This is a genomic window from Mesorhizobium sp. M0293 (assembly GCF_040321735.1).
In the GTDB taxonomy this organism is placed as follows: Bacteria; Pseudomonadota; Alphaproteobacteria; order Rhizobiales; family Rhizobiaceae; genus Mesorhizobium.
On the sequence record NZ_JAMYSA010000019.1, the window covers coordinates 45,049 to 66,354 of the forward strand.

A 21,306-nucleotide genomic window follows, 5' to 3' on the forward strand; every position below is an offset into this window, starting at 1 on the left:
CGCTGCAGACATGCATGAACTTTGGCGTCAGTTCTGCCGCGACAGACGCGGCAACTATGCTCTTATGACGGTCGTTGCCATGGTTCCGCTGATGGGCGGCCTGGCGATGGCGGTCGATTTCACCGAGATGAGCCGCGAAAAACAGATGGTGTCGAATGCGCTCGATGCCGCCAACTTCGCCACGGCGCGCCGGCTGACGGAAGGTGCTACCGACGACCAGTTGAGAGCCTATGCGCTCGACTTCTTCAACGCCAACCTCAACAAGATCGATCCCGCCAACACGACGCTGAGCGTCACCTTGCCAAGCAACACCACCGGCGGAGGCTTGCTCAAGATGAGCGCGCGGCTTGACTACAAGTCTTATTTTTATCCGGTCTTCGGCCAGATGATCGGCAAATCCGTAACCGACGCGAGCCAGAAGATCAGCTTCAACGTCACTTCGGAGGTGCGGCTGAAGAACACTCTGGAAGTCGCCCTGGTGCTCGACAATTCCGGGTCGATGACCACGCCGGGAACGGGCTCGGGGCAAAAGCGCATCGACCTTCTCAAGACTGCGGCCAAACAGCTGGTCGACACGTTGGCCCAGCAGGCGGCGATGATCAAGCAGGTCGACAAGCCGGTGCAGTTCGGCCTCGTACCGTTTGCCGCCTCGGTCAATGTCGGACCCGGCAACGGCAATGCATCCTGGATGGACACAGAGGGCCTGTCGCCGGTATCGAACGAGAATTTCGACTGGTCGACGCTGAACACGGCCGTCAAATACGCCCAAAAGACCAATGGCATCTGGTACAAGCGCGGTTCCGGATGGGGTGCCGAGGAAGGTCAGATGCTGACCCGGTTTTCGCTCTACCGCGACATGAAGGTCGTCACCAACCATGAGCGCGTCATCAACAGCAAGCGCGTGGTTTGCGACGACTACAACTCGAACAACACCTGCAGCGACAGCCACGATGAATATGACTATGTCGATACCTACGGTCCGTTCGCCAGCTGGCAAGGTTGCGTCGAGGCCCGCCCCTATCCCTACAATGTCAACGACGTCGCGCCTTCCGGCGGCTCGGCGAATACCGGCATAGGTATCGGCGATCCGGCGACGATGTTCGTGCCGATGTTTGCCCCGGATGAGCCCGGCAATCATTGGAAGATCACTCAGGACCCTGACGAGGCCGAGCCGGAAACCGACGGTGCCGTGAACAGTTGGTGGAACGACGACCCATCGAGCACCACCGGCCAATCCCGGCTGCGCAATATGGCCAAATATTTTCAGCCGCGGCCGATCAACGCGCCGGCGTTGCCGGCCGGCAACGGCCCAAACTACAGCTGCTCCACCAACCCGATCACGTCGCTTACGGACGTCAGCGTCGCCGATGGGCTCACCGCGATCAAGGCCGCAATCGACCTGATGAAGCCGAGTGGCGGCACCAATGTTCCCGAGGGCATGGCCTGGGGCTGGCGGGTCGTTTCGAGCGGCCAGCCGTTCACGCAAGGACGCCCCGAAACAGAAAGAGGCAACGACAAGGTCGTGATCGTGCTGACGGACGGTGCCAACACCTATTACACGCCTTCGTCGCTGGGCTATTCAGACCCCGCTGATTCGAAGTCGACCTATTCGTCCTACGGCTATCTCAACCCCGGCTACAACGGCACTTCGGTCGGTCGCCTGTTCATGGGCACATCGAGCACCATTGGCCAGCTCGATTATTCGAACGGCAATTATACGAGCGCGCTCAACGAGCAGATGGCGACGCTTTGCAACAACGCCAAGGCAGCCAACATCATGGTGATGACGGTGGCGCTCGACCTGTCCACGACCAAGACGGCCGACAAGCAGGCGATCGATGCTTTGAAATCGTGCTCGTCGGACTCACGCTTCCGCAAGGATCCGACGGACCCCAGCAAGCCGGCCAAACTGTTCTGGAATGCGACCGGCGCCACCTTGTCGAACGATTTCAAGGAAATCGGCAACGAATTGTCGAACCTGCGCGTCGTCGGCTGATCCAAAGGCACTAAAGCGCGTCGCGTTTGAACGGATTCAGGCGACGCGCTTTAGGTTTTTGTTTTATGCATGTCGCCCAAAACCGGGGCCGCTTTTGGGCGACATGCATTGGCAGCCAGCTGGCGCAACGGCTGGCGCCGCCATGCTCTTGCGCGCGCCTGCCGGGACAGGCACATGTTGGCCGCTCGCGGGATCGTGCATCCATTCGCGGCGCGCTGGGGAACGAACCGATGCCCGAAACCGCCAATCATCTCGCCTTCGCCCTGGTCTGCCTCGGCATGGTGCTGACGCCAGGCCCCAACATGATCTATCTGATCTCGCGATCCCTGTCGCAAGGACCGAAGGCCGGGCTGATCTCGCTCGGTGGCGTGGCGCTCGGCTTTCTCTTCTACGTGCTGGCTGCGGCCTTCGGCATCACCGCACTGCTGCTCGCCGTGCCCTATGCCTATGATGCGCTGCGCTTTGCCGGTGTGCTCTATCTCCTGTGGCTGGCCTGGCAGGCGGTGAAGCCGGGCGGGCGTTCGCCGTTCCAGGTGCGCGAACTGCCGAGGGACCGGCCGCGCAAGCTGTTCGCCATGGGCCTGATGACCAATCTGCTCAATCCGAAGGTGGCCGTGCTCTATCTGTCGCTGCTGCCGCAGTTCATCAGCCTGGGCAAAGGCCATGTCCTGTCGCAGCTTCTGGTGCTGGGCGCCACGCAGATCACAATCAGCCTCAGCGTCAATGCCATCATCGCGGTGACGGCCGGCTCGATCGCCACCTTCCTCGCCGGACGGCCATTGTGGCTGGTCATCCAGCGCTGGATGATGGGCACCGTGCTGGCGGCGCTCGCGCTGAAGATGGCAACCGACGCGCAGCGCTGAGAGCGACAGGGCAAAACGGTGGTCGCCGGCTGTCAGCCGCCGAAGACTTCTTTCAGAAACGCACGGACATCGCTTGTCGATTGATCGGCCGCAGCTGCATTGTACTCTACCCGGTGACCGTAGGCCTCGATACCGTTCTTGAATTCCGGAGCGTCAAATGCATGACGAGCACCTGAGTAGACGTTGAGCTGCACGTAGCTTCCCTTGCCGCTGCGCTGCTTCATCATCTCCCGGCATTTTTGGGCCGGGCTAAAATCGTCAAGTTCACCGGCCAGAACCAAGGTCGGGACCGCCATGTCGCCATTCGCTAGCGAACATCGCGGATAGTAGGCAATCGCTGCCTTGAACTTGCGCCCCATAAGCCGCTCAGCGCCACCAAGCTGCACGGCCTCGAGTGTTGCGATCCCGCCGGCGGAGAACCCCATCAACGCTATGCGCTGCGGGTCGACGAAACTGTATTTCGATAGGAACTCCAAGGCGCCGTAGGCGTCATAGACCCGATCAGCAAGCAGGCTCCGATCACACGTCTCGTGAATGCCGCGCGTGCTGAAACTGTCGACAACGAGGACGACATAACCCCAGGAGGACAGCCGCTCGGGCCAGGTTTGCTTGTCATTCGAGAGCACACCCGCACACCCATGGAGAAGTACGACCGCAGGAAACGGCCCCTCACCCAGCGGTCGCGTTAGATACCCGTTCAATGGTGTGCCGGAAACAGCTTTGATCAATTGCCCGTTTTGTTGCGCATTGCGCTCCTGAAACGGCGTTGGCTTCAAAGTTGCGCTTTCAAATTGCACCGGCTGGTCAGCGCTTGCCGGGGCGGCATTGAGATAGCCAGCAATGCTAAAGCAGGCCAGCCAAACAAGTTTTCTGAGCAATCCCCGCAGTTTGCGCGCCATGGGTCGATCTCAGTCAGTTGGCCATCGAGATCACCTGACAAAACCAAACATATCGGGGTCTGTCAGGCGCTCTTTGTCAGGCGCTCCGGGGGTGCTCATCGGCAACGAGGCGGCTTGCCTACATCGGCCGCCTTGTCTGCTCCGCCCGTTCCGGCTCGACCACCTTGCGGTAGAGGTGCCAGGTGGCATGACCAAGGATCGGCATGACTACGGCCAGTCCGGCAAACAGCGGGATGGAGCCGATCACCAGAAGCACGGCGACCGTCAGGCCCCACAGCGCCATCTGCAGCGGATTGGCCATCACGGCACGCGCCGAAGTCTCGATCGCCGAGACGGCGCCGACATCGCGATCGAGTAGCAGCGGGAAGGCAACAACCGTCGTCGCCAGCACGACCACGGCGAAGACGAAGCCGGCGGCGTTGCCGGCAAGGATCAGCATCCAGCCCTTGCTGGTCGTGAGCACCTCGCGGAAAAAACCGCCGATCGATGCCGGTGCTTGATCGCCGAACAGGCCGATATAGATCGACTGCGCGGTGTACAGCCACAACAGGAACAGTACCACCAGCATGATGCCGATCACCGCAATCGACGGAATCGCCGGCGAGTGGCGCACGTCAAGGGCATGCCACCAGGAGGTGTTCATGCCGAGCTCGCGCCGGCGGCTGATCTCGTACAGACCGAGCGCGGCGAACGGGCCGACAAGTGCGAACCCCGACATCAAGGGATAGATAAGCTGGATGGCATTGGCGCCAGACGACGTCCACCGCGTCAGGATCAGGCCGACAATTGGATAGATCAGACACAGGAACACGTAGTGCGACGGTTTTGCCCAGAAATCCTCGAAGCCGAGACGCAGCGCATCCCAAAGCTGCGACGTGGTGATGCGGCGCACTGTTGGCCGCACATGCATTCCACGTGCGTCCGCCATGACATGAAAGCCGGCCATAGCCTTCCTCCCGTACGTCGGGGCGGTCACCGCCTGGATGGCCGCCCGCAGCTGCCACTTCAAGAACACGATAACAGATTTGGCGGCGATTGTCGCCGCGTCAATGGCCTGGGAGCCTCGTTGTGCTCATCTCTCCGTGTCGCCACTCGTATGGCCGTGCCTTGGCAAGCTTTCGTCTTGGCCAACCATTGTGCAGCATTTTAGCATTTACGCATTTTAGCATTTACTTAAATGGCTCATAGAGACCCCTGGCGTATCACCTCAGCTTTACAAGTTTTGGCGAGGGGCGATGTCGGCATTGAAAGGCTTCTGGTCTTCGGAGCGTGGCAACTTTGCCATAACGACCGCCATAGCGATGCTGCCGATAATGATTGGTTTGGCTGGCGCCATTGATCTGGTCGGCACGAGCCATGACGCCTCGCAACTACAGAACTCGCTGGACGCGGCGGGGCTCGCCATCGGCACGAAGTTCTCTCCCGAAATGGCGGCTGGCGATGTTCAGCAGCTTGGGCTGCAATTCTTCGCCGCAAATATGAGCGCGGCCGACCAGCAGGAATATTTGGGCAGCATCTCCGCGTTCGCGGCAACTGCAAGCGGCAGCCCAAGCGCCTACTTTATCTCGCTGTCGTCCAGCATAAGCCGCCCAAGCTTCATCAGCGACTCGGCCCCCTGGCAGGCCCACCGCTCGGCCTCGGTCAAGATAAAGCCTGGCGCGCAAGCCTGCGTGCTGGCACTCGATCCGCATGCGTCCGCCGCTGTCAACCTGCAGGGCTCGACCAATGTCTCGATGGACAGTTGCGTGATCGCGGCGAACTCGGACGCATCCGATGCCGTCAATAGGGGCGGTTCCGCGCTGGTTTCAGCGGGCTGTGTCTCAACCGTGGGCGGCACCAGCGGGCTTTTGCCGCCCAGCGCCAGCCTCGCCTGCGGAACGCCGCACGAAAATCAATACGCGTCTTTTGATCCACTGGCCGACGTCATTCCTCCCCCCTACACATTGTGTTTGCCGGTCCCGAACGGCAAAACCTACACGCTGTCGCCCGGCACGTATTGCGACAAGACACTGTCGGGAAACATCACGCTCAATCCGGGCGTCTACATCATGCGCGGCACCACTATCAAGCCCGGGGGAAACGGCAGCCTGACTGGTCAGGGCGTGACCATATTCCTCATGGAAAGCGCGCAGATCTACATAAATGCCAATGAGAAGGTGAACCTTTCCCCGCCCACTAGCGGCCCTTATGCCGGCATCACGATTTTCCAGGATCACGGCAATACGTCCGCCTTGACGTTGAATGGCGGCGCAAATTCCCTGGTCAGCGGCTTCATCTACGCGCCGGACGCGCCCATTTCCTACGCCGGCAACTCCGATATGAGCGGCCAGGGCGACTGTCTCAGGCTTGTCGGCAACACGGTGCAGATGACCGGAAACTCATCCGTCGAGTCGGACTGCTCGGCAGCGCTTGGAAACCGCGCAATGTTTGCCGGCCGGATGATCACTCTCATGAAATGAGACGCCCCCCGTCGACTGGCGCGGCACCGCTCCATCGACCCTAGCTGTCGCCTTGGTGTCGGCGCGTTCAACAATTCCGGAGTGCGGCTACCGCACTCCGGCAGATGAGTAGCTCTCATATTCGGGTGAAAATGCGCATCGCCATGGTTACGCCGGGGCGGCGAAGCGCTCGATCACCTCGGCGAGCGGGACATGGCCGAGACAGGCGCCCGACCCGGCAGGCTTTTTGCCATCCTCTACAGCCATGGCGTACCGGACAGCGGCTTCAGCCTCGATGCGGCGGCGCAATGCGGCCAATTTGGGATAGGCAGCGCCGTCGACGGCCTGGTGGAACTCCGCCCAGCGGGCCACACCGATCAGGGTGGTGTCCGCCAGCGTCAGTCGATCGCCGACCAGAAAGTCGGTATCGGCGATCATCGCTTCAAGGCGGTCGTGACGTTCGGCGACGGCCTTGCGGCCGAAGTCGCGCAAGGTCGCCTTGAGCGCCGGTTCATCCGCGGCCATTTCCAATGCTACTCAGAGCGGGCTGAAAGCGGCGGTGAACCCGGTGTTCACGAAGGCCATCAACTGATGCATGCGGTCGGCCTGCGGCGTGCGCGGTTCGAAGCTGATGCGACGTTGCGTGTCGCGGGCTTCGAGCCACGCGGCGATGGCCATGGTCTCGGTCAGCACCGCGCCTTCGTCGGTGATCAAAACCGGTGTTTCCTGACGGCCGTTGATGCTGGCGTAGGCGTCGTTCTTCATCTCGGAGAGCATATCGACACGGCACAGGCGATAGGGATGCCCGACGCGTTCAAAGGCAGCGACGAGTCCCATCGAGCTTCCCGCCGGGAAGCCATAAAGGAGGATAGGTTCCATTTGTTTTCTTCCGTGATTGAAGGGATCACGCCGCGCAGCGAAACTTGACCCTAAACGCTGGTCGCCCCATGTAAATTACGCACAATTCTGTAACCAGGGACCGCCCATGAAAGACGTCGTCTCACGCTGCCCTATCGAAGAGACCATGCGCGTGCTCAGCGGCCGCTGGCCCACCTTGCTGCTCTATTATCTGAAGGACGGGACCAAGCGGTTCAGCGACCTGAGGCGCAACAACCCAACCGTGTCGCACCGCATTCTGACGCTGGAACTGCGCAAGCTGGAGGACGCCGGTATCGTGCGGCGGACGGTGTATTCAGGCTATCCGTTGCGCGTTGAATACGATCTTACCGAGCCGGGCCGCAGGCTTGTGCCGCTGATCGATGCGCTCGGCGCCTGGTGGGTGCATACGGAAGACGATCGGATGGGCGGTAATCCAACCTCGGACGCAAATCTCGACACAGCCGCCTAGGATCGTCGTTTCGACCGAGATTTTCGCCGCCCTGCCCGGCAAAAGCCATGATCGCCACTATCTCAGGCGGGCATGACCATTGCGAAAATCGAAAACCACCAGAATCCGGGCCTGAACAGGCGCATGCTGCTGACCGGCCTCGCAGCCTTGGCCGGGCTCGCCGCCTGCAGCACCGTTTCGCTGCCGACCGGCGAAGGCGCCGGGGCTTCCGCATCCGCCACCGGCACGCTGGCCAGTATCCGCGGCTCGGCCGGGCTTGTGGCGCTGGTCCCAGACCGGCAGCTCGAACAGGCCGCGCTGCAGCAGGCCGGCTACATGGCGCAGCGCCGTCGCATGAGCCACACCACCGGCTGGGGCAAGGATTTCGCCTCGCGCGTCAAAGGCAATGGCATTGCGGGTGCCGCGGCCGAGAATATCGCCGAGGGCCGTTTCGACCTGCAGAAGCTGTTCGACATCTGGGTGCATTCGCCCGGCCATCGCCGCAACATGCTCGACCCGCGCTTCACCCGGTTCGGCCTTGCCTATGTGCGCGACGGCAGCGACAGCAACCTCCGCTACTGGAGCCTCGTGCTCGGGAAATAGGAGGCGTCCCGGTTGTGCGCGCCACCGCGAAGACGACCTGACGGAAGCTTCATCTAGTCCATATGCGCGGCTGGTGCGCCACCGGCCGGCGCCTGCTTTGGCTTACGCAGCAGGAAAACAAACGGGATGGCAAGCAGCGTCATCACCATGAGTATTTTGAAGTCGTTGACGTAGGAGATCATCATCGCCTGGAGATTGACCATGCGATCGACCTGCGAAAGCGCCATTGGATCGCCGCTTGCGGCCGCCGGAGAGACAGCCCAGAGATTTGGGTTGAACGGGTTGATGAAGGCCGAAAGCTCGGTGTGATTGACCTGCGTGTTACGCACCATCAGAACCGTCACCACCGACACGCCGATGGACGAGCCAAGGTTCCGCACCAGGCTGAACAAGGCCGTGGCATCGGTGCGGAATCGCACGTCAAGCGTGGCAAACGCGACGGTCGACAGCGGCACGAACACCATCCCCATCCCCAGGCCCTGGATCACGCCGGAGCTGATGATCAGCCAGTTGTCCATCTGAGGCGTGAAGCTGGACATGGTGTAGAGCGACTGCGCGGTCAGCAGAAACCCGATGACGACGAGGATCCTGGCGTCGATCTTGCTCATGAGCCGCCCGACGACGAGCATCGAAATCATGGTGCCGACACCGCGTGGTCCCATGACGACGCCGATGGTGACGGTCGGATAGCCGAATATGGTCGACAGCATTGGCGGCAGCAGCGACATGCTCGCCAGGATGAGCACACCCATGACGAAGATAAACGCCAGCCCGGTGACGAAATTGCGGTCGAGGAAGATCTTGGGATCGATGAAGGGGTGTTCCGCCGTCATCGTGTGAATGATGAACACCCAGAAACCGGTGAGGGAAAGACCAAGCTCGATCCAGATCTCGACCGAGGAAAACCAGTCGACCTCGCCACCGCGGTCGAGCAGCAGCTGAAGTGCGCCGACGCCGAGCGATATCATGGCGAAGCCGAAGAAATCGAAGCCGCGCACCCGCCGGGCAACGGCCGGCAAATAGGCGGCCATGCCGAGAAAGGCGACGATGCCGACCGGCAGGTTGATGAAGAACACCCAGCGCCAGTTGAAATTCTCGGTCAGCCAGCCACCGAGTGTCGGGCCCAGGATCGGCCCCAGCATGATGCCGGCGCCCCAGATGGCCATCGCCTGGCCATGGCGTTCCCTGGGATTGATGTCGAGCAGGAAGGTTTGCGACAGCGGCACGATCGCGGCACCGAACACGCCTTGCATCAGCCGGAAGAACACCATGGTCTCCAGGCTCCAGGCGATGCCGCACAGCATCGAGAACACGGTAAAGCCGACCACCGCCGTCAGGAACAGTTCCTTGCGGCCAAAGCGGTCGGCCAGCCAGCCGGTGACCGGCGTCATGATGGCGGCGGCAACGATATAGGAGGTCAGCACCCAATTGATGTTGTCCGGCGAGGCGCCGAGATCGCCCGTCATGGTCGGCAGCGCGACGTTGGCGATCGTCGTGTCGAGCGCCTGCATGATCGTCGCCAGCATGAGCGCGACCGTGATCAGGCCGCGATGCGGCACTTCTTTGAAGGGTTCGGGCGTGCTCATGACGTGGAACTTCCAGCAGGTAACAAAAACGTGTACAACGGGTTTCCGGGCGGCAACGCCTTCCGTTGAGAGACCTTCATCGCGGTGGGACGCGATTTATCGATGTGGGGGTTACATCGACCGAAAGTCTCTGATGAGCGGATGCCTGCCGCCCGGAAACATGAGGACCGACGGGTCCGTGCCGAAGATTTCAGATTCCGGTCGAGCCACGACGCGGCAGGCCCAGACGCTGATCCTTCCCACTCCTCCATCAGACCAATCCTGCTACTCGCTTCCACCCGCAGGTCCCCGCGGGATTCCGCTGACTTTACTGCACTGCCTCGCCTGCCGTGGCGTGGCCGAAGATCGACGGCAGGCCACGCGCCACACCGGTGTCGACGGTAACGGTGGCGCTCATGCCTGTGCGCAACGCCATCTTGGCGTCTGCATCGGTCAGTTCGAGACGCACCGGAATGCGCTGCGTGACCTTGACCCAGTTGCCGGTGGCATTCTGGGCGGGCAGCAGCGAGAATTCGGCTCCCGTACCGGCGCCAATCGCCTTGACCGTCGCCTCGAAGGTGCGCCCCGGATAGGTATCGACCATGATCTCGGCCTTCTGGCCCGGCTTCATGTGGGTGAGTTGCGTTTCCTTGAAATTGGCGTCGATCCATGTATCGCCGGTCTCGACCAGCGAAAACAGCGGCGTGCCGGAACCGACATACTGACCGACCTTGAACGACGAGGCCTGGCTGACGACACCGTCAGCCGGCGCCTTGACCGTGGTCTGTGCCAGATCGTAGGCCGCCTTGTCGCGTGCTGCGAGCGCGGCCATCACGGTCGGGTGCTTGTCGGTCTCGATGTCGGGATTGCCGCCAAGGGCTGCCTTGGCGCTGATGATGCCTTGCTCGGCGACCGTCAGCTGCTGCCTGGCCTTGTCGAGATCGTTCTTGGCCTCGTCCAGAGACGACTTGGCGTTGATGCCCTTCTGGGCAAGGTCGGCGGCGCGGTCGAACTGCGACTGGGCGAAGGCAACTTCACTGGCATCGGACTTTTGCTGAGCCATCGACTGGCCATAGGCGGCGCGCAGCTGCTCGACATTGAGACGTGCTCCCGCCACCGCCGCGTCGGCCTGGGCCAGCGCGATCCGGTAGGGCTCGGGGTCGATGGCAAACAGCACGTCACCCTGCTTGACCAGTTGGTTGTCGAAGATGTCGACCTGAACGATACGCCCGGCCGTGTCGGAAGCGATCGACACCTTTGCCTGCTGCAGATTGGCGTTCTCCGTCTCCTGGTAGCGGCCGCCGGTGACCCAGACGTAACCGCCGCCGACAGCCAGTGCGGCGGGCAGCGCGACCATCAGCAGAAAGCGGACCAGCCGGCGCTTTTTCTTCACTGGCGCCGGGGCCGGCTGCACCGGAGGAGCGACCGTCACCGGGGCGGCCACGGCCGGCCTTTCCGGCGCTTCCATTTCCAGCTCGGTCACTTTGTCGTCTATCTTGGCTACCGCGTTCATGCTGCTGCGCCCTCTGTATTCTTTACTTTTTCAATGGACGGCGTCTCGTCGTCGGTCAGGTTCCGGACCATCGCCTCAAGCCCCTCGATGAGGACACGACGGGCTTCCGGCTTCACGCCGACCAGCGATTCCTCATAGACTTCCCCAGCAATGCTCTTGATCACGGCGTAGGCTTCGCTCGCCTTGGGTGTCAGGAAGATCATGCGGACGCGGCGATCGGCAGCGTCGGGACGACGCTCGATCCAGCCGCCCTCCTCCATGCGATCGACCAGGCGAGAAACGCTGATCGGCTCGATTTCGAGAAGTTCGGCCAGCCGCGCCTGCGCGACCCCGTCTTCCTTGGCAACGCGGACCAGAAGCCGCCATTGCGCCGAAGAAAGCCCCAAGCCACTGGCCCTCGCCTCGAAGCGCTTGCGCATCAAGCGCTGCACGTCGTGGATCAAGAAGCCCAATCTGTCGATACCATTGGAAACCATGAGCCGGATATATAATAAGCGTGCTTACTATTCAAGATGCCGCGTTGCACAAGAAGCCGGCAAATGTGCACGACAGCCATGCGGTGCAGTCATGGTTAGCGATTGGTGAGCGCCTGGTCGCTATGCCAGTCGGCATAGCCGCTCCGCCATGTCATGCTGGTCGTGTCCGACATATTGATGTACAGCCGTTGGTCAGGATCGGGGGATCACGAAAATGCCGACGCTTTACGCTCTCAAGCCGGCTTTCCAGGGAAGGCTGCGGCCGCTGGTCAACCGGCTGGCGGCGATCGGGGTCACCGCAAACAGCATAACCATCCTGGCGGCCGTGATGTCGATCGCGGCCGGTATGGCCATCGCGATCTTGCATGAATGGCGCTGGCTACTGTTGCTTGTCCCCGCAGTGATGTTCGTGCGCATGGCGCTGAATGCCGTGGATGGCATGCTGGCGCGGGAACACGGACAGGCCTCCACGCTCGGCATGTACCTGAACGAGTTTTGCGACGTCGTTTCGGACCTCGCGCTGACACTCCCTTTTGCCGTCTTTCCGGAATTTGGCGCATGGGGCGTCATCGCCTTCGCGATATCGGCCGTCCTGACCGAGTTCGCCGGTGTGCTCGGCATCGCCGCCAAGGTCGGGCGAAACTATGCCGGGCCGTTCGGCAAGAGCGACAGGGCACTGGCGCTGGGCGTGGTCGCGGTGCTGTGCGCGGCCGGGCTCTGGCCGGCATCCATCGCGCCATTTGTGTTTCCGGCCATGGCAACGCTTTCGCTGCTGACCGCCATCAACCGGATACGCGCCGGCCTTATTGGCAGCGCCAGCTGAGCATCGGGGCTCGCCATGCCGCCAAAGGGAAAGACCATGATGCACGAACCGATCGCCGCCGCGGCCACGCAAAGCCTTGAGCGGCAAGCGCAGGAGCGGATCTTCCGCAGCCATGACGGGACGGAGATCTTCTACCGCTTCTGGCCGGCGGCCTCCGCCGATGCCAAGGGAGCGGTGGTGCTCTTCCATCGCGGTCATGAGCATGGCGGCCGCATGGCCCATCTGGTCGACGAATTGCGGATGCCGGACCACGCCTTCTATGCCTGGGATGCGCGCGGCAACGGCCGTTCGTCCGGCGAGCGCGGCTATGCCCCGTCCTTCTCGGCCCTGGTGCGCGACATCGACTGCTTCATGCGCGAGATCGCCGCCAGGGATGGCTTCACCACGCGGGATATCGCGCTGATCGCGCAATCCTTCGGCGCCGTGCTCGCGGCAGCCTGGGTGCACGACTATGCGCCGAAGCTGCGCGCCATGGTGCTGGCCTCACCGGCCTTCTCGGTGAAACTCTACGTGCCGTTCGCCAGGGAAGGCATCGCGTTGTGGCAGAAGATCAAGGGCCGCTTCTTCGTCAATTCCTACGTCAAGGCAAAATTCCTGACCCATGATCCCCTGCGCATCGCCTCTTTCGAGAGCGATCCGCTGATCACCAGGCCGATCGCCTCCAACATCCTGGTCGAACTCTACCAGCACGCGGCGCGCATCGTCACTGATGCCCGCGCCATCACCGTGCCGACGCAGCTGCTGCTCTCGGGCAGCGACTGGGTGGTGCGCCACGGCCCGCAGCACCAGTTCTTCGTCAATCTCGGCAGCCGCACCAAGGAACGCCATGTGTTGCCGGGTTTCTTCCACGATACGCTGGGCGAGCGCGACCGGGCGCGGGCCCTCGACCTGATCCGGCCGTTCCTGGCGAAGCAGTTTGCGGCGCCGGATGCGCCGGTCGACCTGAAGCAGGCGGATATTGCCGGCTACACCCGCGACGAGGCCGACAGGCTTGCCTCGCCGCTCGATCTGTTGTCGCCCAAGGGTCTCTATTGGGCATTCAGCCGTGCCTCCATCCGCATGGGCGCCTGGGTCTCCCAGGGCATGAAGGCCGGCATCGCCACTGGCTTCGATTCCGGCTCGACACTGGATTACGTCTACGAGAACGACGCGCGGGGTCTTACGCCTCTTGGCCGCGTCGTCGATCGCGTCTTCCTGGAAGCCATCGGCTGGCGCGGCATTCGCCAGCGCAAGCTGCATCTCGAAGAGCTGATCGGCTCCAGCCTGGCGACGCTCAAGGCCACCGGCCGGCCGGCGCATATTCTCGACATCGCCGCCGGCCACGGCCGCTATGTTCTCGATGCCATCGTCAAGAGCCCCGACCAGCCGGCGAGCGTGCGCCTGCAGGACTATTCCGACCTCAACGTGCAGCTTGGCCGCAAGCTGATCGCTGAACGGAAATTGCCGGCTGATGTCTCGTTCCAACGCGCCGACGCCTTCGATGCCGGCATGCTCGCTTCGATCGATCCGGCGCCCGACCTCGCCATCGTTTCCGGCCTCTACGAACTGTTCTCCGACAATGCGATGATCGCCCGCTCGCTCGGTGGATTGGCCCATACCATGCAGCCCGGCAGCCTGTTGCTCTACACCAACCAGCCCTGGCACCCGCAGCTCGAGATGATCGCCCGCAGCCTGACGTCGCATCGCGGCGGCGAGGCCTGGGTCATGCGGCGGCGCACGCAAGGCGAGATGGACCAGCTTGTCGAAGCCGCCGGTTTCGAAAAGCTCGACCAGCGCATCGATCAGTGGGGCATCTTCACCGTCTCGGTCGCACGGCGACGCTGAACAGCATGGTGTCATCGCTTGCATCGACCGCACGCACCGAGCCCTATGGACGGGTGGTCGTCAGGGCAGTCCTCTGGCTGGGCTTCCTGGCGCCGTTCTTCTACCTCAGCTACGGCTTCGCCAACTGGCTGGCGTCGCGGCGCGACGACGTCGGCAGCATCGTGTTCTCCTGGGAACACAGCATCCCGTTCCTCGCCTGGACCATCGTGCCTTACTGGTCGATCAACCTGTTCTACGGCCTGTCGCTGCTGCTCAACGACAACAGGCAAGGGGTCGACCGCCTGGCCGGACGTTATCTCACCGCGCAGATCGTCGCCGTTGTCTGCTTCATCCTGTTCCCGCTGACCGCGACGTTCGTGCGGCCGGCAACGACCGGGCTATCGGGCTTCCTGTTTGCCGTGCTCGGCGGTTTCGACAAGCCGTTCAACCAGGCGCCTTCGCTGCACATCGCCCTGCTGGTGATCATCTGGGAACATTGGCGCCACCGGCTCAGCGGCTTTCTTCTGCCGCTCTGGCATGGCTGGTGCTTTCTGATCGGTGCCTCGGTGCTGACGACCTGGCAGCATCACTTCATCGACATCCCGACCGGCGCGCTGCTCGGGTTCTTTGCGCTGTGGCTGTTTCCGCGCAGCGGCGTGTTGCCGTTTTCAGGCGTACGGCTGACCAGCGATGCGAAGGCACGGCGGCTGGCGCTGTTCTATGCGCTGGGCGCCGCCCTTGCGCTGGCCGGTGCCGCGCTCGGCGCTTTCTTTTGCGCCGTCGCGCTTCTCCTGCTTTGGCCGGCGCTGGCGCTGTCCATCGTCGCCTTCGCCTATGCCGGGGCCGGCTCAACGGTGTTCCAGAAATCCGCCGATGGCAGCACCACTCTGGCAAGCCGTATTCTGCTCTTGCCTTACCGCCTCGGCGCCAGAGCCAATATATGGGCCTGGACGCGTAATCTTGCTTCCCAGGCGGCAATTGCCGACGGCGTCTTTCTCGGGCGCTTTCCCACAGCACGCGAGGCCAACAGCTTCGGCACGGTCATCGACCTCGCCGCCGAACTTGAAAAGCCGGCGGGAGCCGATTGCCGCTGGATCAGCTTTCCGATGATCGACCTGTTGCCGCCCGAAATGGCGATACAGCAACAGGCAACCAGCGCGCTGGAGAGCGCGCGCCGCGACGGCACCGTGCTGGTCTGCTGCGCGCTCGGTTTCCAGCGCAGCGCCGGCGTCGTTGCCGAATGGCTGGTGGCGACCGGCAGAGCCAGGACGCCGATGCGTGCCCGCGAGATGCTGATGGCCGCCGGCCGGCCGATCCATCTTGCCGAGGCCACGGAGCGGACGACGTCATGACCGACAACGCCTACCAGGATCGCGCCGATCGCTTCGCCCGCATGCTGATGCAGCAGGCAGCATGGCCGGCCGCGGTCGTGGTGGCCGCAAATATCCTCGCGCCCCTGGCTGCGTCGGCGCGCGGCGCCTTCGAGATCTTGCCTGCAGCCCTCGCGCTGTCGATCACCGCCGCGAGCGCTGTCGCCGTGCTGGCGCTGTCGGCACTGCTGGCGTTCGATGCGCTGCTGTTCCGGCTGATGGGCAGCCACAATGACGAAGCTTCCGGTGGCGCCGCGGTGGACGACATGCTGGCGCGCATGCGCCTGAAGCCCGCCGCGTCCACGACACGCACGCTCGATGACCGCATGGCCGGCACCCGTCGCTTGCTGTTCAAGCAGCGTGCGGCCCTGGCGCTATTTGCCGTAGCGCTTCTGGCGGCGGGGTTTTGGGCGCCGCGATGAACAGGCTTTCGCTCAAGACCTTCACCTTGCTGCAGACGGTAACCTCCGTCGGCCTCTCGGCACTGGCCTGGATGGTGACCGGCGTGCGTCCGATCTGGAGCGGCAGCCTGCCATCCGACCGGCAACGTATCTACTTCGCCAACCACACCAGCCATGGCGACTTCATCCTGTTGTCGGCGTGCCTCAGCGAAAAGGAGCGCGCGATCACGCACGCGGTTGCCGCCGGCGAATATTGGGGAAAGTCACGGCTGCGTCGCTTCATTGCCGAGGACATGCTGTCATCCGTGCTCATCAACCGGCAATGGACGAAGCCTGAGGAAAATCCGATCGAGATCATGCTGTCGGTTCTCGACCAGGGCCACTCGCTGATCCTGTTTCCCGAGGGCACCCGCAACATGACCGAGGAGCCGCTGCTGGCCTTTCGCTCCGGGCTCTACAATCTGTCGATGGCGCGGCCGGAGGTCGAGCTGATCCCGTGCTGGATCGAGAACATGTCGCGCGTGCTGCCCAAGGGCCAGTTCCTGCCGGTGCCGCTGCTGTGCCGCGTCGTCTTCGGCGCACCGGTCGCGGTTGGCCCGGGCGAGGAACGCCGCGCCTTTCTCGAGCGCGCCCACGCCACGCTTCTGGCGCTCAACCCGCGTCCCGAGCGAGACGATTGATGCGCCACGAGATCTCCATCCTGATCATCGGCCTGCTGGCGGTTTTGACCACCGCCAGCATCGTTGCCGCCATACTTTGCGCGCGGGCGCCGAAGCCGCTGAGTTCGACGCTGGTCAATCTCACCCAGCGCATCAACGCCTGGTGGGTGATGGTGGCGATGATGACGGTCGCCTTCTTCTTCGGCCGCTACGGCATGACCATCCTGTTCGCGCTGATCTCCTTCGCCGCGCTGCGCGAATTCGTGACGCTGACGCACACCCGCCGCAGCGACCATTGGGTGCTGCTTGGCATGTTCGGCATCATCATACCGTTTCAGTACTGGCTGGTGTGGACCGCCTGGTACGGGCTCTTCGTCATCTTCATTCCGGTCTACTGCTTCCTGTTGATGCCGGCCATCACGGCGCTGCATGGCGACACCGAACGCTTCCTCGAGCGCATCGCCGCGCAGCAATGGGCGGTGATGATATCGGTCTATTGCGTCAGCCATGTCCCTGCCCTGCTGACGCTCGACGTGCCGGGCTTCGAAGGCCGCACCCTGTTGCTGATCGCCTTCCTGATCATCGTCGTACAAGGCAGCGACGTGCTGCAATACATCTTCGGCAAGCTGTTTGGAAAACACCGCTTTTCGCCGAACGTCTCGCCGTCGAAAACCTGGGAAGGGCTGATCGGCGGACTGGTGTCGGCGAGCCTGCTCGGCGCGCTGTTGTCGTTCGTGACTCCGTTTTCGCCGCTGCAGGCGGCGGCCGTGGCCTTCGTCGCCTGCTCGATGGGATTTCTGGGCGGGCTGGTCGCCTCGGCCATCAAGCGCGACCAGGGCGTCAAGGATTGGGGCCACCTGATCGAAGGTCATGGCGGCATGATGGATCGCACCGATAGCCTGGTCTTCGCTGCCCCGGTGTTCTTTCACATTGTGCGCTATTTCTGGACGATCTGAGTAAACCGTTTCCGACCGCAATCACAGCCGGTTGCGGATCAGCATGGTGACGACGAAGAACGCACCAACAGAACTGGTGATGATGCCGATCGGCAGTTCCTGCGGCGGCAGCAGCGTGCGGGCCAGAAGATCGCTGGCCAGCAAAAGCACCGCGCCGAACACGGCGCAGCTCGCAACCAGGCGCAGATGCAAGGGACCCGCCAGCGGGCGCGACAGATGCGGGATCATCAACCCGACGAAGCCGATGACGCCGGCGACAGAGACAAGGATCGCCGTCGAGAAGGCGGCGACGAGAAACGTCATCCTGCGCATCCGCGCCACCGGCACGCCAAGGCTTTCGGCGGCGTTTTCGCCGGCCAGGAAAGCATCGAGCCGGCGGTGGTTCCACAGCGCGTACGCCAGGATGGTGCCCGCACCTAGCGCGCCCAACCAGATATTGTCCCAGCGCGCCAGGCCAAGGCCGCCCATCGTCCAGAACAGCACGGAGTGGGCGGCGCGCTGGTCGCCGGCAAAGACCAGGTAGTTGGTCAAGGCAGTGAACATGAACGACACGGCAAGGCCGGCGAGGATCAGCCGCTCCGGGCCTTGCCCTTTCACCCGCGCGACCAGCAGTAGGACGATACCGGCAGCCAATAGGCCGCCGGTGAAGGCCGCGACCGGCAACGTCCAGATGCCGAAACTGTCGCCGAAGACGGTGATGACGGAAACGGCGCCGGCGGCGGCTCCCGACGACAGGCCGAACAGGAACGGATCGGCAAGATCGTTGCGGGTCACCGTCTGCAGCAGCGCACCGACGACGCCCAGGCCGGCGCCGACGCAGAGGGCCAGGATCGTGCGCGGCAGCCGCAGATCGACGACGATCTTGCCGACCGGACCGGACACGTCGTGCCCACTCAAGCCAATTGCACGGCCAAGCGCGGCAATGACGTCGGTCAACGGGATCAGCGTCGAGCCATAGGCGATCGACAGCAGAGCGAGAGCGGCGATCGCCGCCGCTCCCGTAGTCATTGCCAAGGCGAATGGCTTGCGGCGCAAGCTCACGTTTTCACACATGTCGTTGCCTCGCCATTCAAGATTGGCCGAGGCCCCTCCAACGTCGTCATCCCAGGGCGGAGCAGGCGCGAAGCGCCGTCGCGGAGACCCTGGGATCCATGCCGGGACCTTGGCCGAAGCGTGCAGCGGAGCAGAATTCTGCACCGAAGCAACGCTCGGAAGTCGCGGCATGGATCCTCGGGTCTGCGCCGCGTCGCTACGCTCCTTGCTCCGCCCGTGGATGACGAAGCGATTGATGTTTCAACCAATCGCCAAGGCAAGCCGTCCATCAACACAAGCATATTCGACCCGTCAAACTTCCTCAAAATGCTTCCGGATGCATGGCCTTGGCGATCTTGCCGATCGCCTCGATGTTGGCCGGCCCGGGCGTCAGCTCGGCATAGCGCAATGCAACGAAGCGCTCGTTCTTGACCGCATCCGTCTCCTTCATCGCCGGATGCGCCTTCAGGAAATCGAGCAGCTTCCTGTAGCCGCCGCCGTCCTGGTAATCTAGCAGGATGAGGAATTGCGGATTGCGCGAGGCCACCGTTTCCCAGTCCGTGTTGCCCCAGCTGGTGTCCATGTCGGCCATGATGTTGTCGCCGCCGGCGGCCGATATCATGGCGCTGGGGATGGCGAACTTGCCCGCGGTAAACGGCTTGTCCTCACCGGAATCGTACAGGAACACCCTCGTTCCCTTGCTGTCGCCGATCTTGGCGATGATGATGGCGAGTTGCGTCTTCCAGCCGGAGACAAGCTTCTCCGCCTCGGCCTCCTTGCCGAAGATCTTGCCCAGCTTTTCGACGTCGCCATAGAGCAGGTCCATCGAGGCGGCGGGGCGGGTCTTGTCGAGATGGATGCAGCTTTCCGTCAGCACCAGCGTCTTGATGCCGTGCGGGGCAAGCGTGTCGGGCGTCACCTCGCCGCCCGGCTTCATGCCATAATGCCAGCCGGCGAAGAAGAAATCGGGCTCGACGGCGACGATGTTTTCGAGCGTCGGATACTTTGGCGCCAGTTCCGGGATCGAACCCTGCTCGGCCTTGAATTCGGGGCCGACCTTGTACCATCCGGTAATGCCGGTCAGGCCGACGATCGACGGCTGCAGTTTCAGCGCGAAAGCCATCTCGGCCATGTTGAGATCATGGATGACGGCGCGCTTCGGCGGCGCGTCGAAAGTCAGTGGTTTGCCGCAGCTGTCGACGGTTACCGGGAAGGCCAGGGCTGTCGAGGCCAGCAGCGAGAAGGCAAGCGAAAAGGCGAGGCGTTTCACGGATGTTGCTCCTTTGTTGGAATACGGAACGGCTTCAGTCAGGACGGCGGCGCGGCACGATTCGGAACCTCGAACACCGTCAGTTCGCGGTCTTCGGTCGGGTGGCGCAGACGCAGCACATCGATGCCGAAAATCTCGCGGATCAGCTGTTGGGTCAGCGCTTCGCGCGGTGCGGCGAGCGCTTGCAGACGGGCATGGTTCATCACCGCCACCCTGGTGGCGAAGGGTGCGACCAGCGCCAGATCGTGCAGCACCGCGATCACCGTCATGCTGAAGCCGGCCACGAGTTCGAGCAGTTCGCCGCGGGCGCGCGGGTCGAGATGGTTGGTCGGCTCGTCGAGGAACAGGATTTTTGGCTGCTGCGCGATGGCGCGCGCCAGTTGGGCGCGCTGGCGCTCGCCGCCCGACAGCGAGCCGATGGTGCGGCCAAGCAGCGGCAGCAGACCGGTTTGGCGCAGCGCATCGACGACAATGTCGCGCTCCTCGCTCCTGCGCCTCAGCCCGGTATGCGGGACGCGGCCAAGCTCGACATAGTCGATCACCGCCAGCCGCGGATCGGGCTGGTCGGTCTGGCCGACCACGGCGATATGCAGTGCCCGCTCGGCGGCGGAGATCCTGTCCAGCCGCCGCCCGCCAAGCTTCACCTCGCCTGAGCTCGGTCGCAGCATGCCCGACAGCATGCGCAGCAGCGTCGTCTTGCCGGCGCCGTTGGGTCCAATGATGGCGAGGCGGTCGCCAGCGGCCACCGACAGAGTGACCGCCTGGATCAGATCTCGCCCATTCGCCATGGCGCAGAGGTCGCGCGCTTCGAGAAGCGGCGTCATCGGCTGCTGCCTGCCAGATTGCCCGGAGCCGGGATGCGGGCCAGCGTCTTGCCGGCCAATCCAGCCGGACGCTGCCCGGAATTGCGCCAGCCATCGGCGAGCGAGGCATAGAGTCCGGCGAATCGCACGAGGTCGCCAACATCGGCCTGCGCGTCGATCGAGCCGAAGAGATAGGTGGCCTTGCCTTGTGCCTGGAACGCGACCGTCAGCGGCCGCGCGCAGCCTGCCATGCAATCCACGCCTTCGACCGCGAAGCCGTGCGCCACGGCCGGCTCGCAATGGACAGAGAGCCGGGAGCGCAAATCGGCACTAAGGCCTTCACCCGACCTGATCCCTGTGGGGACGTCACGGCAAAGCGTACACACGATGATGCGATGGATGGGATCGATGGAGCCGTCCAACTTTCCGTCACTTTCCAAAACTGGCGACGGAAGGACGCTGGCGAGCCGGCCGACAAGACCGAAATCCGCGTTTCCTCCCGGCACACC

The 21,306-nt window shown here is 63.1% G+C and carries 22 protein-coding genes; 11 read left to right on the plus strand and 11 right to left on the minus strand.

The window, feature by feature from the left end; translation table 11 throughout:
- Positions 1–10: 10 nt before the first annotated feature.
- Both NKJ06_RS10160 and NKJ06_RS10165 read left to right on the plus strand, forming a co-directional pair.
- Positions 11–1,996: a pilus assembly protein TadG-related protein gene (locus NKJ06_RS10160; RefSeq protein ID WP_352809736.1), complete on the plus strand. Its 1,986-nt coding sequence runs from the start codon at positions 11–13 to the stop codon at positions 1,994–1,996.
- Between the two features lie 230 nt (positions 1,997–2,226).
- Complete coding sequence (locus NKJ06_RS10165) at positions 2,227–2,859, plus strand: LysE family translocator (protein WP_352633279.1); 633 nt, start codon at positions 2,227–2,229, stop codon at positions 2,857–2,859.
- 32 nt (positions 2,860–2,891) lie between these two features.
- Here NKJ06_RS10165 and NKJ06_RS10170 read toward each other — a convergent pair whose 3' ends face one another.
- Entirely contained in the window at positions 2,892–3,758 is an 867-nt protein-coding gene (locus NKJ06_RS10170) for a dienelactone hydrolase family protein (protein ID WP_352633278.1), read from the minus strand.
- Between the two features lie 118 nt (positions 3,759–3,876).
- Positions 3,877–4,704 (minus strand): DUF2189 domain-containing protein, encoded by an 828-nt coding sequence (locus NKJ06_RS10175; RefSeq protein WP_352633277.1) that lies wholly within the window; start codon positions 4,702–4,704, stop codon positions 3,877–3,879.
- A gap of 289 nt (positions 4,705–4,993) precedes the next feature.
- On the opposite strand from NKJ06_RS10175, the gene NKJ06_RS10180 reads away from it, so the two are divergent.
- Positions 4,994–6,217: a TadE/TadG family type IV pilus assembly protein gene (locus tag NKJ06_RS10180; protein ID WP_352633276.1), complete on the plus strand. Its 1,224-nt coding sequence runs from the start codon at positions 4,994–4,996 to the stop codon at positions 6,215–6,217.
- A 147-nt stretch (positions 6,218–6,364) separates the two neighbouring features.
- Here NKJ06_RS10180 and NKJ06_RS10185 read toward each other — a convergent pair whose 3' ends face one another.
- Both NKJ06_RS10185 and NKJ06_RS10190 read right to left on the minus strand, forming a co-directional pair.
- Positions 6,365–6,721 (minus strand): glutathione binding-like protein, encoded by a 357-nt coding sequence (locus NKJ06_RS10185; RefSeq protein ID WP_352809737.1) that lies wholly within the window; start codon positions 6,719–6,721, stop codon positions 6,365–6,367.
- A 12-nt stretch (positions 6,722–6,733) separates the two neighbouring features.
- Entirely contained in the window at positions 6,734–7,075 is a 342-nt protein-coding gene (locus tag NKJ06_RS10190) for a glutathione S-transferase N-terminal domain-containing protein (protein WP_352809738.1), read from the minus strand.
- 106 nt (positions 7,076–7,181) lie between these two features.
- On the opposite strand from NKJ06_RS10190, the gene NKJ06_RS10195 reads away from it, so the two are divergent.
- Together NKJ06_RS10195 and NKJ06_RS10200 are read left to right on the plus strand one after the other, a co-directional pair.
- The gene (locus NKJ06_RS10195) at positions 7,182–7,544 is read left to right on the plus strand and encodes a winged helix-turn-helix transcriptional regulator (RefSeq protein WP_352633274.1); all 363 of its coding nucleotides are present in this window, start codon (positions 7,182–7,184) and stop codon (positions 7,542–7,544) included.
- Between the two features lie 72 nt (positions 7,545–7,616).
- Positions 7,617–8,126 carry a CAP domain-containing protein gene (locus NKJ06_RS10200; protein WP_352633273.1) on the plus strand — a complete coding sequence of 170 codons (510 nt, stop codon included), beginning with the start codon at positions 7,617–7,619 and terminating at the stop codon, positions 8,124–8,126.
- 53 nt (positions 8,127–8,179) lie between these two features.
- On the opposite strand, the gene NKJ06_RS10205 is transcribed toward NKJ06_RS10200, so the two are convergent.
- The 3 genes from NKJ06_RS10205 to NKJ06_RS10215 form a co-directional block, all read right to left on the minus strand.
- Positions 8,180–9,712 (minus strand): DHA2 family efflux MFS transporter permease subunit, encoded by a 1,533-nt coding sequence (locus tag NKJ06_RS10205; protein ID WP_352633272.1) that lies wholly within the window; start codon positions 9,710–9,712, stop codon positions 8,180–8,182.
- A gap of 307 nt (positions 9,713–10,019) precedes the next feature.
- Positions 10,020–11,204 carry an HlyD family secretion protein gene (locus NKJ06_RS10210; protein WP_352633271.1) on the minus strand — a complete coding sequence of 395 codons (1,185 nt, stop codon included), beginning with the start codon at positions 11,202–11,204 and terminating at the stop codon, positions 10,020–10,022.
- Positions 11,201–11,680 (minus strand): MarR family winged helix-turn-helix transcriptional regulator, encoded by a 480-nt coding sequence (locus NKJ06_RS10215; RefSeq protein ID WP_352633270.1) that lies wholly within the window; start codon positions 11,678–11,680, stop codon positions 11,201–11,203. The genes NKJ06_RS10210 and NKJ06_RS10215 overlap by 4 nt, the downstream gene beginning before the upstream one ends.
- A gap of 214 nt (positions 11,681–11,894) precedes the next feature.
- Between NKJ06_RS10215 and NKJ06_RS10220 the strand changes: the two genes are divergently transcribed.
- The 6 genes from NKJ06_RS10220 to NKJ06_RS10245 are packed head-to-tail and all read left to right on the plus strand — an operon-like array spanning position 11,895 to position 17,692.
- The gene (locus NKJ06_RS10220) at positions 11,895–12,503 is read left to right on the plus strand and encodes a CDP-alcohol phosphatidyltransferase family protein (RefSeq protein WP_023762285.1); all 609 of its coding nucleotides are present in this window, start codon (positions 11,895–11,897) and stop codon (positions 12,501–12,503) included.
- Positions 12,504–12,542: 39 nt separating this feature from the next.
- A complete protein-coding gene (locus NKJ06_RS10225; RefSeq protein ID WP_502905604.1) occupies positions 12,543–14,327 on the plus strand; it encodes a bifunctional alpha/beta hydrolase/class I SAM-dependent methyltransferase in 1,785 nt (594 codons plus the stop codon).
- Between the two features lie 5 nt (positions 14,328–14,332).
- Positions 14,333–15,658 carry a phosphatase PAP2/dual specificity phosphatase family protein gene (locus tag NKJ06_RS10230; RefSeq protein ID WP_352633268.1) on the plus strand — a complete coding sequence of 442 codons (1,326 nt, stop codon included), beginning with the start codon at positions 14,333–14,335 and terminating at the stop codon, positions 15,656–15,658.
- Entirely contained in the window at positions 15,655–16,098 is a 444-nt protein-coding gene (locus NKJ06_RS10235; RefSeq protein ID WP_352633267.1) for a hypothetical protein, read from the plus strand. Before NKJ06_RS10230 ends, NKJ06_RS10235 begins: the two co-directional genes overlap by 4 nt.
- A complete protein-coding gene (locus tag NKJ06_RS10240; protein ID WP_352633266.1) occupies positions 16,095–16,757 on the plus strand; it encodes a lysophospholipid acyltransferase family protein in 663 nt (220 codons plus the stop codon). The genes NKJ06_RS10235 and NKJ06_RS10240 overlap by 4 nt, the downstream gene beginning before the upstream one ends.
- Positions 16,757–17,692, plus strand: coding sequence for a phosphatidate cytidylyltransferase (locus NKJ06_RS10245; RefSeq protein WP_352633265.1), 936 nt, complete (start codon positions 16,757–16,759; stop codon positions 17,690–17,692). The genes NKJ06_RS10240 and NKJ06_RS10245 overlap by 1 nt, the downstream gene beginning before the upstream one ends.
- A gap of 21 nt (positions 17,693–17,713) precedes the next feature.
- Here the strand turns inward: NKJ06_RS10245 and NKJ06_RS10250 are convergent, their stop codons facing one another.
- The 4 genes from NKJ06_RS10250 to NKJ06_RS10265 all read right to left on the minus strand — a co-directional run bounded on the left by NKJ06_RS10250 (position 17,714) and on the right by NKJ06_RS10265 (position 21,219).
- A complete protein-coding gene (locus NKJ06_RS10250) occupies positions 17,714–18,745 on the minus strand; it encodes a FecCD family ABC transporter permease (protein WP_502905603.1) in 1,032 nt (343 codons plus the stop codon).
- A gap of 301 nt (positions 18,746–19,046) precedes the next feature.
- Positions 19,047–19,994 (minus strand): ABC transporter substrate-binding protein, encoded by a 948-nt coding sequence (locus tag NKJ06_RS10255; RefSeq protein ID WP_352633264.1) that lies wholly within the window; start codon positions 19,992–19,994, stop codon positions 19,047–19,049.
- A gap of 38 nt (positions 19,995–20,032) precedes the next feature.
- Complete coding sequence (locus tag NKJ06_RS10260) at positions 20,033–20,818, minus strand: ABC transporter ATP-binding protein (protein ID WP_352633263.1); 786 nt, start codon at positions 20,816–20,818, stop codon at positions 20,033–20,035.
- A complete protein-coding gene (locus tag NKJ06_RS10265) occupies positions 20,815–21,219 on the minus strand; it encodes a DUF1636 family protein (RefSeq protein WP_352633262.1) in 405 nt (134 codons plus the stop codon). The genes NKJ06_RS10260 and NKJ06_RS10265 overlap by 4 nt, the downstream gene beginning before the upstream one ends.
- Between the last annotated feature and the right edge of the window lie 87 nt (positions 21,220–21,306).

Bases quoted from the DNA above. Each gene is read 5' to 3' on its own strand.
- NKJ06_RS10250 (WP_502905603.1), bottom strand. From the start codon at position 18,745: ATGTGTGAAAACGTGAGCTTGCGCCGCAAGCCATTCGCCTTGGCAATG.
- NKJ06_RS10180 (WP_352633276.1), top strand. From the start codon at position 4,994: ATGTCGGCATTGAAAGGCTTCTGGTCTTCGGAGCGTGGCAACTTTGCC.
- NKJ06_RS10200 (WP_352633273.1), top strand. From the start codon at position 7,617: ATGACCATTGCGAAAATCGAAAACCACCAGAATCCGGGCCTGAACAGG.
- NKJ06_RS10220 (WP_023762285.1), top strand. From the start codon at position 11,895: ATGCCGACGCTTTACGCTCTCAAGCCGGCTTTCCAGGGAAGGCTGCGG.
- NKJ06_RS10205 (WP_352633272.1), bottom strand. From the start codon at position 9,712: ATGAGCACGCCCGAACCCTTCAAAGAAGTGCCGCATCGCGGCCTGATC.
- NKJ06_RS10195 (WP_352633274.1), top strand. From the start codon at position 7,182: ATGAAAGACGTCGTCTCACGCTGCCCTATCGAAGAGACCATGCGCGTG.
- NKJ06_RS10190 (WP_352809738.1), bottom strand. From the start codon at position 7,075: ATGGAACCTATCCTCCTTTATGGCTTCCCGGCGGGAAGCTCGATGGGA.
- NKJ06_RS10165 (WP_352633279.1), top strand. From the start codon at position 2,227: ATGCCCGAAACCGCCAATCATCTCGCCTTCGCCCTGGTCTGCCTCGGC.
- NKJ06_RS10175 (WP_352633277.1), bottom strand. From the start codon at position 4,704: ATGGCCGGCTTTCATGTCATGGCGGACGCACGTGGAATGCATGTGCGG.
- NKJ06_RS10235 (WP_352633267.1), top strand. From the start codon at position 15,655: ATGACCGACAACGCCTACCAGGATCGCGCCGATCGCTTCGCCCGCATG.
- NKJ06_RS10210 (WP_352633271.1), bottom strand. From the start codon at position 11,204: ATGAACGCGGTAGCCAAGATAGACGACAAAGTGACCGAGCTGGAAATG.
- NKJ06_RS10260 (WP_352633263.1), bottom strand. From the start codon at position 20,818: ATGACGCCGCTTCTCGAAGCGCGCGACCTCTGCGCCATGGCGAATGGG.
- NKJ06_RS10240 (WP_352633266.1), top strand. From the start codon at position 16,095: ATGAACAGGCTTTCGCTCAAGACCTTCACCTTGCTGCAGACGGTAACC.
- NKJ06_RS10215 (WP_352633270.1), bottom strand. From the start codon at position 11,680: ATGGTTTCCAATGGTATCGACAGATTGGGCTTCTTGATCCACGACGTG.
- NKJ06_RS10170 (WP_352633278.1), bottom strand. From the start codon at position 3,758: ATGGCGCGCAAACTGCGGGGATTGCTCAGAAAACTTGTTTGGCTGGCC.
- NKJ06_RS10185 (WP_352809737.1), bottom strand. From the start codon at position 6,721: ATGGCCGCGGATGAACCGGCGCTCAAGGCGACCTTGCGCGACTTCGGC.
- NKJ06_RS10225 (WP_502905604.1), top strand. From the start codon at position 12,543: ATGCACGAACCGATCGCCGCCGCGGCCACGCAAAGCCTTGAGCGGCAA.
- NKJ06_RS10230 (WP_352633268.1), top strand. From the start codon at position 14,333: ATGGTGTCATCGCTTGCATCGACCGCACGCACCGAGCCCTATGGACGG.
- NKJ06_RS10160 (WP_352809736.1), top strand. From the start codon at position 11: ATGCATGAACTTTGGCGTCAGTTCTGCCGCGACAGACGCGGCAACTAT.
- NKJ06_RS10245 (WP_352633265.1), top strand. From the start codon at position 16,757: ATGCGCCACGAGATCTCCATCCTGATCATCGGCCTGCTGGCGGTTTTG.